The sequence below is a fragment of the Nocardioides pocheonensis genome, from assembly GCF_003725535.1.
In the GTDB taxonomy this organism is placed as follows: domain Bacteria; phylum Actinomycetota; class Actinomycetes; order Propionibacteriales; family Nocardioidaceae; genus Marmoricola; species Marmoricola pocheonensis.
The window spans coordinates 58,872-72,048 of record NZ_RJSF01000007.1; the positions used below are offsets into that span (position 1 = coordinate 58,872).

Sequence of the window (13,177 nt, forward strand, 5' to 3'; positions counted from 1 at the left end):
GAGCGCTCACCAGCGCGGGTGCACGCTCGCGCGGAAGTGCTCGTCGTAGATCCGCCGGACCCCGTCGAGGAAGGCCGGGGCCAGCGGGTCGATCGACGCCGCCTGCGCGTTCGCCCGCGCCTGGTCGGCGTTGCGGGCGCCGGGGATCACCGTGGTGACGCCCGGCTGCTGCACGACCCACGCCAGGGCCGCTTGCGCCGGCGTCGCGCCGGGCACGTGCTCGGCTACCAGCGCGCTGAACTCCTTGGCCGCGGCCACCCCGGTCTCGTAGTCCACGCCGGAGAAGGTCTCGCCGACGTCGAAGGCACTGCCGTCGCGGTTGTAGCTGCGGTGGTCGTCGGGGGCGAACGTCGTCGTGGTGTCGTACCGCCCCGACAGCAGGCCGGAGGCGAGTGGCACCCGCGCGATGATCGCGACGCCCGCCGCGGCGGCGGCCGGGAGCACGCGGTCCAGCGGCTTGAGCCGGAAGGCGTTGAGGATGATCTGGATCGAGGCCAGGTAGGGACGGGTCAGTGCGTCCATCGCCTGGTCGACCGTCTCCACGCTCACGCCGTACGCCGCGATGGCACCGTCGTCGACGAGGTCGTCGAGCGCGTCGAAGGTGGCGTCGGAGGAGATCACCGCCGACGGCGGGCAGTGCAGCTGCACCAGGGCGAGCCGGTCGACGCCGAGGTTCGCGCGCGACCGATCCGTCCAGGCGCGGAAGTTGTCGGCCACGTAGTTCTCCGGCACCTGCTCTGCGCGCCGGCCCATCTTCGTGGCCACGAAGAGGCCCTCGTCGGCGTGGTCGGCGAGGAAGCGGCCGAGGATCTGCTCGCTGCGGCCGTCGCCGTACACGTCGGCGGTGTCGTAGAACGTCACGCCCTCCGCGAGCGAGGTCTCGAGCACGTCGCGCGCGGCGTCCTCGGTCACCTCGCCCCAGTCGGCGCCGAGCTGCCACGTGCCCAGCCCGATCGTCGAGGCGGTGCGTCCGGTCCGTCCCAGGGGTCGCTGTTCCATGCCGCCAGTCTGCATCAGCGACCCAGCCCCTCGGCGAGCCGGTGGTAGGCGGCGTTCCAGCGCAGCTCGCGCTGGAAGCTCCGCGGGGTGGTGTCGTCGTCGATCACGACCATTTCCGTGGCCACCATCTCGGCGAAGTCCTCGACCACCTCGAGCTTGACCGCGGTCGAGAGCACCGTGTGGTGCGGGGCGCCGGCCATCAGCCAGGCCTCGGCCGACGTCGCCAGCGACGGACGCGGCTCCCAGACCGCACACGCGACGGGGAGGTTGGGCAGCTCCTCGTCCGGCTGCACCACGTCGATGTCGTTGACGGTGAGCCGGAAGCGGTCTCCGAGGTCGGAGAGCCCGGCCACCAGGCCCTGCCCCGAGTCGGCTGTGAACCGCAGCCGCACCGGGTCCTCGCGGCCGCCGATCGCGAGCGGGTGGATCTCCAGCGACGGGCGCTGGGACGTGATCGACGGGCAGACCTCGAGCATGTGCGCGCCGAGGATCTTCTCCTGCCCGGGCACCAGGTGGTACGTGTAGTCCTCCATGAACGAGGTGCCGCCGGGCAGGCCGGCACCCATCACCTTCATCGCGCGCAGCAGCACCGACGTCTTCCAGTCGCCCTCGCCACCGAACCCGTAGCCGTCGGCCATCAGCCGCTGCACGGCCAGGCCGGGCAGCTGGCGCAGGCCGCCGAGGTCCTCGAAGTTGGTGGTGAACGCGCCGAACCCGCCGTCGGTGAGGAAGGTCCGCAGCCCGAGCTCGATGCGCGCGCCGTAGCGCAGCGACTCGTGCCGGTCGCCGCCGGGCAGGAGCTCGGGTGCGACCCGGTAGAGGTCGGCGTACTCGACGACGAGCTTGTCGATCGCGTCGTCGTCGACCGCGTCGACGACCGCGACCAGGTCGTTCACGCCGTAGGTGTTCACCGAGACCCCGAAGCGCAGCTGCGCGTCGACCTTGTCGCCCTCGGTGACCGCGACGTCGCGCATGTTGTCGCCGAACCGCACCAGCTTGAGCCCGCGCAGCTCGTCGCGGCCGAGGGCGGCGCGCGCCCAGGCAGCGATCCGGCGGCGTACGACGGGCGACTCGACGTGGCCCGCCACGGTCTTGCGCGCGACGCCCAGCCGCGACTGGATGTAGCCGAACTCCCGGTCGCCGTGGGCGGCCTGGTTGAGGTTCATGAAGTCCATGTCGATCGTGGACCACGGCAGCGCCATCCCGGCCTGCGTGTGCAGGTGCAGCAACGGCTTCTGCAGCGCGTCGAGCCCGGTGATCCACATCTTGGCCGGGGAGAAGGTGTGCATCCACGCAATCACGCCGACACACGCGGGCGCGCTGTTCGCCTCGAGCATCTGACGGTGGATCGCGGCCGCGTCGGTGAGCACCGGCTTCCAGACGACCGAGACCGGCAGCTCGCCCGAGCCCTCGAGCCGCTCCGCGATCGCCCGGGACTGGTCGGCGACCTGGTCGAGTGTCTCGGGGCCGTAGAGCCCCTGGCTGCCGGTGAGGAACCAGACCTCGGGTGTCGGTGCGGTGGTGGTCATCGGGTCCTCCGTGGCTCAGGGCGGATGCGGGTGGTCCGTCGTGGTGGGTTCGCGGCGCGGGTCGGCGCCGGTGGGTGGTGCTGGCTGCGGCTCATCGCTGGCCGTAGACGTTCTGGTAGCGGTCGAACAACCGGTCGACGTCGGCCGGCGCGATCGGCACGGGCGCGCCGAGCTGCCGGGAGATGTGCACCGTGCGGGCGACGTCCTCGCACATCACCGCGGCCTTGACCGCGGAGCGGGCGTTCGGCCCGACGGCGAAGACACCGTGGTTCTGCATCAGCACCGCCGGGGAGCGGCTGTCGCGGAGCGTCTCGACGATGCCGCGTCCGATGGAGTCGTCGCCGATGATCGCGAACGGGCCCACCGGGACCTCCCCGCCGAACTCGTCGGCGACCATCGTCAGCACGCACGGGATCGGCTCGGCACGCGCCGCCCACGCGGTCGCGTACGTCGAGTGGGTGTGCACCACACCGCCGACCTCGGGCAGGTGTCGATAGACGTAGGCCTGCGCCTCGGTGTCCGACGACGGCGCGTGGTCACCCTCGACGACGCGGCCGTCGAGGTCGCAGACGACCATGTTCTCCGGGGTCAGCGCGTCGTAGGACACCCCGCTCGGCTTGATCACGAGCAGGTCGCGGCCGGGCACGCGTGCGGACACGTTGCCGGCCGTCCAGACGACGAGCTGGTAGCGGGTGAGCTCGGCGTGCAGCGCGCACACCTCGCGCCGCAGCGCGGCGAGGGTCTCCTGCACGTCGGTGACCGCGGTCATCGTCCCTCCCCTGCCTCGGTTGCTCCCTGGGCGGCCAGCCGCCGCTCGACGGCCGCGCGCCGGATCGCCTTGAGCCTGCGCATCGCGGGCGTACGCCGCCCGAACTCGTCGTGCAGCGCGAGGTACTCGGCGAAGAGCGCGTCGTAGCGGCCGGCCCGCTCCTCGTCGGGCACGAACACGTCGCGACGCACCCGGCCCATGCTCTTCGCGGCGAGCGGCACGTCGGCGTACGCGCCGGCGGCGACCGCGGCGTGGATCGCGGACCCGAGTGCGGGTCCCTGCTCGGAGCCGATCACCGAGAGCGGCAGCCGGGTGACGTCGGCGTAGATCTGCATGAGCAGCTCGTTCTTCGCGAGCCCGCCGGCCACCACGAACTCCTCGACCCCCACGCCGCTGTCGCGGAAGCCCTCGACGATCACGCGGGTGCCGAACGCGGTGGCCTCCAGCAGTGCGCGGTAGACGTCCTCGGGCCGGGTGGCCAGGGTCAGCCCCATCACCAGCCCGGAGAGCTCGTGGTCGACCAGCACCGAGCGGTTGCCGCTGTGCCAGTCGAGGGCGACCAGGCCGTGCTCGCCGATCTCCTGCTGCGCGGCCAGCCGGGTCAGGTGCTCGTGGACCGACTCGCCCGCGGCGGCAGCGGCCTCGGCGTACGCCGCGGGCACGGCCTGCTCGGTGAACCAGCCGAAGATGTCGCCGACCCCGCTCTGCCCGGCCTCGTAGCCCCACCGGCCGGCGATGATGCCGCCGTCGACGACCCCGCACATGCCGGGGACCTCGTGGAGCACGTCGGAGCTCATCACGTGGCAGGTCGAGGTGCCCATGATCGCGACCATCTGGCCCGGGCCGACCGCCTGCGCCGCCGGCGCGGTGACGTGCGCGTCGACGTTGCCGACCGCGACCGCGATGCCCTCGGGCAGACCAGTCCAGGCCGCCGCCTCGGCGGTGAGGCCGCCGGCGCGGGCACCGAGCGGGCCGATCGGGTGGTCGAGCTTGTCCGGCACGAAGCCCGCGAAACCCGGCGCAAGCGCCTCGAGGAAGTCGGCCGACGGGTAGTGCCCGTCCTGGTAGATGCCCTTGTAGCCGGCGGTGCAGGCGTTGCGGACGTACTCCCCGCAGAGCTGCCAGACGATCCAGTCGGCCGCCTCGACGAAGTGGTCCATGCGGTCGTAGAGCTCGCGGTCCTCCTCGAAGAGCTGGAGCCCCTTGGCGAACTCCCACTCCGAGGAGATCAGGCCGCCGTAGCGGGGCAGCCAGGCCTCGCTCCGCTCCTCGGCGAGCCGGTTGATCCGGTCGGCCTGCGGCTGCGCGGCGTGGTGCTTCCACAGCTTCACGTAGGCGTGCGGCCGGTCGGCGAGGCCGGGCAGCTCGCAGAGCGGCGTCCCGTCGGCCAGGGTCGGCACCATCGTGCAGGCGGTGAAGTCGGTGGCGATGCCGATCACGTCCGCCGGTTCGATGCCGGCCGCCTCGATCGCGGCAGGCACGGCGGTGCGGAGCACGTCGCGGTAGTCCTCGGGCACCTGCAGCGCCCAGTCCGGAGGCAGCGGCGTACCACCCGGGAGCCGGTCGTCGAGCACCGCGTGGGAGTACGCGTGCACGGCGGTGCCGAGCTCGGCACCGTCAGCGACCCGGACGACGAGCGCGCGCCCCGACAACGTGCCGAAGTCGACTCCGACGACGTACTGGTGGGGACCGGTGTGCTGCGACATTCAGGCCTTCGCCTTTCGCTTCGAGCGCCGCGGCGCTGCAGTGCTGGCACGGACGACGAGCTCCGGCTGGACCAGCCGGTCGGGCACGTCACCGTCGGGGCCGCCGTCGGCGATCGCGGCCCGCAGCATCTCGATGGCGCGGTGCCCGACCTCGGCGAAGTCCTGGCGAACCGTGGTCAGCGGCGGGATGAGGAAGCCCGCCTCCGGGATGTCGTCGAAGCCGACCACGCTGACGTCACCGGGCACGGAGCGGCCGGCCTCCCACAGGGCGCGGAGCAGGCCGAGGGCCATCTGGTCGTTGGCGGCGAACACCGCGGTCACGTCGGTACGCCGCACCAGGTCGCCGCCGAGCCGGTAGCCGCTCTCCGCGGTCCAGTCCCCCTCGAGGTGCGGGGCGATCCGCAGCCCGGCGGCGTGCATCGCGTTCTGCCAGCCCTGGAGCCGGGCGCGTGCCTCGGTCCAGGCCAGGGGTCCGGCGACGTGCACGATCTCGGTGTGGCCGAGGCCGAGCAGGTGCTGGGTGGCCAGCTCGGCACCCGCCGCCTGGTCGACACCGACGGTCCACCGGGCCTGGTAAAGCGAGCCCTCGACCACCACGACCGGGATGCCGACGGCCTCCTGGGCGCGGGCGACGTCGAGCGCCTCGTCGTTGGCGGCGATCAGCACGATGCCCTCGACGCCCTGGTCACGCAGGTGGTCGACCGCGTCGGCGACGGCCGCGCGGGTCAGGTCGGGCACGTTGACCGAGCTGACGAAGTAGCCGGCCTCCCGGCCGGCCGCCTGGACCGTGCGGTGGATCGAGCTCGGCCCCCAGAAGCCGCTCTTGGACCCGATCACGCCGATCGTCGCGGAGCGCCGGGTGACCAGCGCTCGCGCGGCGGAGTTGGGTCGGTAGCCGAGCTGCTTGATCGCCTCCTCCACCCGCAGCCGGGTGGCCGGGCGCAGGTTGCTCTGCCCGTTGATCACGCGCGACACGGTCTGGTGGGACACCCCGGCCAGCCGGGCCACGTCGGCCATGACCGGCGCGCGCGTGGGGCCCGAGCGCGCGTTCCTGGTGTCGCTCATGGTTGCCGCCGGACGACCAGGCGCTGGACGACGACGAAGGCGAGGAGGAGGACGCCGATGGCGATCTTGGTCCACCACGAGCTGAGGGTGCCGTCGAAGGAGATGAACGTCTGGATGGTGCCGAGCACCAGCACACCCAGCACCGACCCGACCACGAACCCGCGGCCGCCGGTGAGCAGGGTGCCACCGATGACGACCGCGGCGATCGCGTCGAGCTCCATGCCCACTGCGTGCAGGCTGTAGCCGGAGAGCATGTAGAGGCTGAACAGGAGCCCGGCCAGGGCCGAGCACAGTCCGCTGACGACGTACACCCCGACCTTGACCCGGGCGACCGGCAGGCCCATCAGCAGCGCGGAGGTCTCGTTGCCGCCGATCGCGTAGACCGTGCGGCCGACCAGCGTGCGGTGCAGCACAAACGCCGCGACGGCGACGATCAGCAGGGCGATCACGACCGCCCAGGTCGTGTAGTAGCCGCCGGGCAGGGAGATGCTCGCCTCGGCGAAGCCCGAGAAGGACTTGTTGTGGATCGGCAGCGGGCGACCGGCGAGCAGGAAGCAGAGTCCGCGCGCGAAGAACAGCCCGGCGAGGGTCGCGATGAACGGCTGCACGTCGAAGTAGTGGATCGCCAGGCCCATCAGCAGCCCCAGGGTGCAGCCGATCAGGATCACCAGCACGCAGGACACGAGCGGCGGCCATCCGGCCTCCATCGTGCGCGCAGCCACGACCGTGGAGAGCGCGACGACCGAACCGACGCTGAGGTCGATGCCGCCGGTGAGGATCACGAAGGTCATCCCCACGGCGAGCACGATCAGGAACGAGTTGTCGATGAACAGGTTGAGCACGACCTGGGGATCCGAGAACCCCGGGTAGCGCACCGCACCCGCGCCGAACATGCCCACCAGCAGGGCGAACGTGGTGATCACCGGCAGGAAGCGGCTCGGCGGCGCGAACCCGCGCAGCCGGTCCCAGGCGGAGCCGGCGACGGCCGGGGCGAGCGGGTCGGCGGTGGTCATGCCGCAACCGCCTTCGTCCCGACGCGTGCTCGTCGCCTGACGGTGAGCAGGGCGCGCGCCTTCGGCGACTGCAGCAGGCAGACCGCGACCACGGCGATCGCCTTGAACAGGTAGTTCATCTCCGACGGGATGCCGATCACGTTGATCGTGGTCTTCAGCGTCTGGATGAACAGGGCGCCGACCAGCGTGCCGACCAGGGAGAAGCGGCCGCCGGCCAGCGACGTACCGCCGATGACGACGGCGAGGATCGCGTCCAGCTCGATCCAGAGCCCGTTGTTGTTGGCGTCGGCCGCGCTGGTGTTGGCCGAGATCATCAGCCCGGCCAGGCCGGCGCACAGGCCGGAGAACGCGTAGACCGTCCAGAGGATCGTGCGGGCGCGTACGCCGGCCAGCCGGCTGGCCTCGGGGTTGATGCCGACCGCCTCGATCAGCATGCCCAGCGCGGTCCGGCGCGCGAGCAGCCCGGTGATCGCGAACAGCGCCAGGGCCAGCAGGATCGCGAACGGCAGCGCGAGCACGAACCCGCTGGAGAGGAAGTCGAAGTGGGTGTTGTGGACCAGCGTGATCTGGCCGCCGGTGATCAGCATCGCGATGCCGCGACCGGCGGTCATCAGCACCAGCGTCGCGATGATCGGCTGGATCCCGAGGACCGCGACCAGGAAGCCGTTCCACAGGCCCAGCGCGATGCAGGTCGCCAGCGCGAGCGAGCTGGCCACGACCGCGGTGCTCAGGGCGGACTCGTGGGACGAGCCGGTGATCGAGACGCAGGCGACCGCTCCCGCGATCGCCGCGACCGCGCCGACCGAGAGGTCGATGCCACGCGTGGCGATGACCAGGGTCATGCCGAGCCCGATCAGCAGCACGGGGGCGGCGTTGCGCAGGATGTCGATGACGTTGCCGTAGAGGTCGCCGTCCTGGACGCGCACCGACAGGAAGTCGGGGTGCACCACGAGGTTCACGACGACGAGCGCGGCCAGGGCGAGCACGGGCCAGACCAGCGTGCTCCCGGAGAGCCGGGCCGCCAGGCGTGCGGCCGGGCCGGCCCCTGCGTGCGAGGCGGTCGCCTCCTGCCGCTCCGGCGTGAGGGTCTCAGGCATCTGACGGTTCCTCCTGCCGGGCCGAGCCGGCGATGATCTCGAGCACGTCGGCGACCGTGAGGTCGTCGTTGAGCCGTTCGGCGACCTTCTCCCGGTCGCGCATGACCACGACTCGGTCGCTGAGTCGCAGCACCTCCTCGAGCTCGGCGGAGATGAACACCACCGCGACTCCCTGCTGCGCGAGGTCGGCGACCAGCTGCTGGATCTGCGCCTTGGCCCCGATGTCGATGCCCCGGGTCGGCTCGTCGAGGATCAGCACCTGCGGCTCGGTGATCAGCCACCGCGCGAGCAGCACCTTCTGCTGGTTGCCGCCGCTGAGGTTGCGCATCAGCGCGTTCGGGTCGGGCGGCCGGATGTCGAGCGCCTCGATGTACTGCCGGACCAGCCGGGTGCGCATCGCCGCCGGGATCGGCCGCATCCAGCCGCGCCGGGCCTGGAGCGCGAGCAGCATGTTGTCGGCCAGGGTGAGGTCCTCGATCACACCCTCGGCGCGGCGGTTCTCGCTCGAGAAGGCGAGCTTGCGCTGGATCGCGTGCCGCGGGCTCCGCAGGTGGCTGCGGTCGTCCTCGACCTGCAGTGATCCGTGGTCGGCCGTGTCGGCGCCGAAGAGCAGCCGGGCGAGCTCGGTGCGGCCGGAGCCGAGGAGCCCGGCGATGCCGACGACCTCACCCTCGTAGACGTCGAGGTCGGTGGCCTCCAGCGAGCCCTTCCGCCCGAGCCCGAGGGCCTTGAGCACGGGGCGCGCGGAGCGGTCGACGCCCGCGCCACTGGCGCTCTCCAGACGCTCGAGGGCGGCGAGCTCGTGGCCGATCATCATCCGCACGACCTCGAGCTGGGTGGTCTCCTCGGTGAGCACCTCGCCGACGAGCCGGCCGTTGCGCAGCACCGTCATCCGGTCGCTGATCTCGAAGACCTGGTCGAGGAAGTGCGAGACGAACACGATCGCGACGCCGTGGTCGCGCAGCGTCCGCATCACCGAGAACAGCATCTCGACCTCGTCGGCGTCGAGGCTGGAGGTCGGCTCGTCGAGGATGAGCACCCGCGCGTCGACGTCGACGCCGCGCGCGATCGCGACCAGCTGCTGCACGGCGATCGGGTGCGAGCCGAGCTCGGACGCCGGGTCGACGGAGATGCCGAGGCGCTCGAGGGACGCGGCCGCCTGCCGGTTCATCGCCTTGAAGTCGATGCCTCCGCGGCGGCGGGGCTCGCGGCCGAGCAGCATGTTCTCGGCGACGGTGAGGTTCGGGACCAGGTTGATCTCCTGGTAGACGGTGCTGATGCCCGCGGCCTGCGAGGCCGCCGGGGAGGAGAACTGCTGCTCCTCGCCGTCCAGGACGACCGTGCCGGAGTCGATGGAGTAGACGCCGGTGAGCGCCTTGATCATCGTGGACTTGCCAGCGCCGTTCTCCCCCATGAGCGCGTGCACCTCGCCGGGGAACAGCCGCAGGTCGACGTCGTCGAGAGCCGGGACGCCGCCGAACGCGATCGAGATGCCGCGCATCTCGATCACCGGGTCCGACGTACCTCTCGCCACGGCTGGTGACTCGGTGTCCATCTGCGTCATCTTCCCTCTCCCGCGTCTTGCTTCCTGGGTTCGAGCGGTCCCGGGCCCGCCGCCGGGCCGTCCCGATCGGGACGACCCGGCGGCCCCAGGAGCGACCCGCAGCAGCGGCGTCGCGTCTTTCTCCCCTTCTTGGAAGGGCCCGGCGGCGGTCCTCTGGCAGGTCGTGCCGACCGCCGGCCGGGCCCGGAAGGGGTTGCTCAGTACTGCCGGGTGGGCAGGGCCGCCGTCGCCTGCGCCTGGTCGAACGCGGTCTCCTCGGTGACCACGCGCTGCGGGACCGACTTCCCGTCGACGACCTTCTTGGCCAGGTCCATCAGCTGGGGCCCGAGCAGCGGGTTGCACTCGACGATGTAGTTGATCTCGCCCTGCGACAGCGCGGTCATGCCGTCGTGGGTGGCGTCGATCGTGATGATCTTGATGTCCTTGCCGGGCGTGAGACCGGCCGCCTTGATCGCCTCGATGGCGCCGAGGCCCTCGTCGTCGTTGTGCGCGAAGAGGACGTCGATGCCCTTCTGGGACTTCAGGAACGCCTCCATGACCTGCTTGCCGCCGTCACGCGTGAAGTCACCGGTCTGGGACGCGATCACCTTGATCTTGCTGTCCGAGGCGATGGTGTCCTCGAAGCCCTTCTTCCGGTCGATCGCGGGAGCAGCGCCGGTGGTGCCCTCGATCTCGACGACGTTGATCTTGCCGTCGCCGTTCACGTCGGAGGTGGAGGCGTTGTCGAGCAGCCACTGCCCGGCCTTCTGGCCCTCCTTGACGAAGTCCGAGCCGAGGAAGGTCTTGTAGAGGGACGTGTCCTTCGAGTCGACGGCACGGTCGGTGAGGATCACCGGGATGTGCGCGCGCTTGGCCTCCTGGAGCACGGCGTCCCAGCCGGTCTCGACGACCGGGCTGAAGGCGATCACGTCGACCTTCTGCTGGATGTAGGAGCGGATCGCCTTGATCTGGTTCTCCTGCTTCTGCTGCGCGTCGGAGAACTTCAGCTTGATGCCGTCCTTCTTGGCCGTCTCCTGGATGGACTTGGTGTTCGCGGTGCGCCACCCGCTCTCCGCCCCGACCTGGGCGAAGCCCATCGTGATCGTGCCGCCGCTCTTGCTGCCCGACGAGCCCGAGTTGCCGCATCCCGTGAGCGCCACGGAGCCCAGGACGATCGCGCTCGCCGCGACCAGGAACTTGTTTGCCACCACTGTTCACCTCTCGATCATCGGGCGCTGCCGCCCTCTGTGACCGGCGTCACTGGGCACGAGTGTGAGCGCTAACATTCCTCCTCGTCAAGAACCTGGAGCGACTTTCTCGTCGGTGATGTGAACGTTCACTTCCGAGCCGGCCGAAACGTCCGGATCAGGACGTCCCGAACCGCCACTCGATCGAGGCCCGGTAGACCTCGCCGGGGCGCAGGACCGCGCTCGGCCAAGCCGGATGGTTCGGGGTGTCGGGGAACAGCTGCGGCTCGAGCGCGATGCCGTCGCCCTGGCGGTAGCGACCGCCCGTCGCGGAGGGCCGACTGCCGTCCAGGAAGTTGCCGGTGTAGACCTGCAGCCCCGGCTGGTCGGTGTGCAGCTCCATCGTGGTCGCGGTACGCCGGGAGGTCAGCACGGCCGCCGGCCGCATGCCTTCGCCGCGCAGGACGAAGTTGTGGTCGACGCCTCGGACCGCCGCCACCTGCTCGTGCCCGGACCGGACGACGGACCCGAGTCGGGTCGCCTCGCGGAGGTCGAACGGCGTGCCGGTCACGGTGGCGTGGTCGCCGAGCGGGATGCCGTCCGCGTCGACCGGGGTGTACTCGTCGGCGTGCACGGTGAGCTCGTGGTCGTCGACGGTGCCCCGGCCCACGCCGTCGAGGTTCACGTAGGCGTGGTTGGTCAGGTTGACCACGGTGGGTGCATCCGTGCGCGCCTCGAGGGCGATGACGACGCGGTCCTCGAGCACGTCGTACCGGACGCCCGCGAGGAGCGTGCCGGGGAAGCCCTGGTCGCCGTCGGGGCTCTCGAGCGTCAGCCGGGCGTGGGAGTCGGAGTGCTCCTCGACCTGCCACAGCCGCCCGTCGAAGCCGTCGGGCCCGCCGTGCAGGTGGTTGCCGCGGTCGTTGACGCCGACCTGCACCTCCTGCCCGTCGAGCGGGAACCTGCCCGCGGCGATCCGGTTGGCGTAGCGGCCGACCGTGCTGCCGAGGTAGTCGGTCGAGGCGAGGTAGTCCTCGACCGAGCCCTGCCCCAGCACGACCTCCCGGCGCTCGCCGTCGCCGCAGGTCACCGCGAGGCCCTGCACGGTGGCGCCGAGGTCGAGCACGCTCAGCACCGGGCCGGGTGCGCGACCGAGCCGCAGCCGGCGCACGGGGCGTCCGTCGGGAAGGACGCCGAAGTCGCTGACCGCCATGATGTGAACGTTAACAGCCGGGTCGCTCAGGAGGGGCGTGCCGGCGCGGTCGAGTCGCGCTCCACCAGCCGGGGCACGACCAGGTCCAGCGACGCGTCCGGCTCACCCTTGAGGGCCCGCAGGGCGAGCTCGACGGCACGCGTGCCGAGCTCGGTGAAGTCCTGCCGGACGGTGGTCAGGCCGGGCCAGTAGTACGCCGCCTCGGGCACGTCGTCGAAGCCGGCGACACTGACCTCCTCGGGCACCCTGCGACCGCGCTCGTGCAGCGCCTTGAGCAGCCCGAGCGCCATCGCGTCGTTGGCGGCGAAGACGGCCGTGGTGTCCGGGTCGTCGGCGATCAGCAGGCCGGCCTCGTAGCCGCTCTGGGCCGACCAGTCGCCGGTGAGCTCCGGGCCGGGCAGCAGGCCGCGGGCGGTGTGTGCGGCCCGCCAGCCGTCGCGGCGCTGCACCGCCTCGACCCAGTCCAGCGGCCCGGTGACGTGGGCGACGTGGTGGTGCCCGAGGTCGAGGAGGCGCTCGGTGGCGACGAGTGCGCCGGCGTGCTGGTCGATGCCCGCGGCCATCGGCTGCCCGGCCGAGACGCCCTGGGTGAGCACGACCGGGATGGAGAGGTCGAGGGCCTTGGTCGCCGCGAGCGCCTCGTTGTGCGCGACCGCGACCACGAGCGCCTCGACGGCCTGGTCGAGCAGTCGGTCCACGGCCTCGCGCAGGCATGCTGCGGAGGTGTCGGCGAGCCCGACCAGCGACACGTCGTACCCGGCCGCGTGCCCGACCTCCTGGACGGCGGCGCTGATCATGCTCGGGCCGTAGAGCACCAGGTGGGCCGAGACCATGCCGATCCGCCCGGAGCGGTTGGTGGCCAGCATGCGCGCGGCCATGTTGCGGCGATAGCCGAGGTGCTCGATCGCGGCGAGCACCCGCTCGCGGGTGTCGGGCCGGACCAGGGGCGAGTCGTTGAGCACGCGCGAGACCGTCTGGTGCGAGACGCCCGCGTGCTTGGCCACGTCGGCCATGCTCGGCGAGCGACCCTCCCGGCGGTCCCGCGGCTCCGTCATG

At 71.7% G+C, this 13,177-nt stretch carries 11 protein-coding genes; all 11 read right to left on the minus strand.

What is annotated here, in order from left to right; translation table 11 throughout:
• Nucleotides 1-6: 6 nt before the first annotated feature.
• On the minus strand, nucleotides 7-999 hold the full coding sequence (locus EFL26_RS03460) for an aldo/keto reductase (protein WP_123221499.1): 993 nt from the start codon (nucleotides 997-999) through the stop codon (nucleotides 7-9).
• Between the two features lie 14 nt (nucleotides 1,000-1,013).
• Nucleotides 1,014-2,528 carry an L-arabinose isomerase gene (gene araA / locus EFL26_RS03465; RefSeq protein ID WP_123221500.1) on the minus strand — a complete coding sequence of 505 codons (1,515 nt, stop codon included), beginning with the start codon at nucleotides 2,526-2,528 and terminating at the stop codon, nucleotides 1,014-1,016.
• A gap of 91 nt (nucleotides 2,529-2,619) precedes the next feature.
• Nucleotides 2,620-3,297 (minus strand): L-ribulose-5-phosphate 4-epimerase, encoded by a 678-nt coding sequence (locus EFL26_RS03470; protein WP_123221501.1) that lies wholly within the window; start codon nucleotides 3,295-3,297, stop codon nucleotides 2,620-2,622.
• On the minus strand, nucleotides 3,294-5,003 hold the full coding sequence (araB, locus tag EFL26_RS03475) for a ribulokinase (RefSeq protein ID WP_123221502.1): 1,710 nt from the start codon (nucleotides 5,001-5,003) through the stop codon (nucleotides 3,294-3,296). Before araB ends, EFL26_RS03470 begins: the two co-directional genes overlap by 4 nt.
• The gene (locus EFL26_RS03480; RefSeq protein ID WP_221176830.1) at nucleotides 5,004-6,068 is read right to left on the minus strand and encodes a LacI family DNA-binding transcriptional regulator; all 1,065 of its coding nucleotides are present in this window, start codon (nucleotides 6,066-6,068) and stop codon (nucleotides 5,004-5,006) included.
• The gene (yjfF, locus tag EFL26_RS03485; RefSeq protein WP_123221504.1) at nucleotides 6,065-7,081 is read right to left on the minus strand and encodes a galactofuranose ABC transporter, permease protein YjfF; all 1,017 of its coding nucleotides are present in this window, start codon (nucleotides 7,079-7,081) and stop codon (nucleotides 6,065-6,067) included. The genes EFL26_RS03480 and yjfF overlap by 4 nt, the downstream gene beginning before the upstream one ends.
• The gene (locus EFL26_RS03490; RefSeq protein WP_123221505.1) at nucleotides 7,078-8,178 is read right to left on the minus strand and encodes an ABC transporter permease; all 1,101 of its coding nucleotides are present in this window, start codon (nucleotides 8,176-8,178) and stop codon (nucleotides 7,078-7,080) included. Before EFL26_RS03490 ends, yjfF begins: the two co-directional genes overlap by 4 nt.
• Complete coding sequence (locus EFL26_RS03495) at nucleotides 8,171-9,742, minus strand: sugar ABC transporter ATP-binding protein (RefSeq protein WP_123221506.1); 1,572 nt, start codon at nucleotides 9,740-9,742, stop codon at nucleotides 8,171-8,173. The genes EFL26_RS03490 and EFL26_RS03495 overlap by 8 nt, the downstream gene beginning before the upstream one ends.
• A 197-nt stretch (nucleotides 9,743-9,939) precedes the next feature.
• Entirely contained in the window at nucleotides 9,940-10,929 is a 990-nt protein-coding gene (locus EFL26_RS03500) for an ABC transporter substrate-binding protein (protein ID WP_245999988.1), read from the minus strand.
• Between the two features lie 157 nt (nucleotides 10,930-11,086).
• On the minus strand, nucleotides 11,087-12,121 hold the full coding sequence (locus EFL26_RS03505) for an aldose epimerase family protein (protein ID WP_123221507.1): 1,035 nt from the start codon (nucleotides 12,119-12,121) through the stop codon (nucleotides 11,087-11,089).
• A 26-nt stretch (nucleotides 12,122-12,147) separates the two neighbouring features.
• Nucleotides 12,148-13,176 carry a LacI family DNA-binding transcriptional regulator gene (locus EFL26_RS03510; protein ID WP_221176831.1) on the minus strand — a complete coding sequence of 343 codons (1,029 nt, stop codon included), beginning with the start codon at nucleotides 13,174-13,176 and terminating at the stop codon, nucleotides 12,148-12,150.
• Between the last annotated feature and the right edge of the window lies 1 nt (nucleotide 13,177).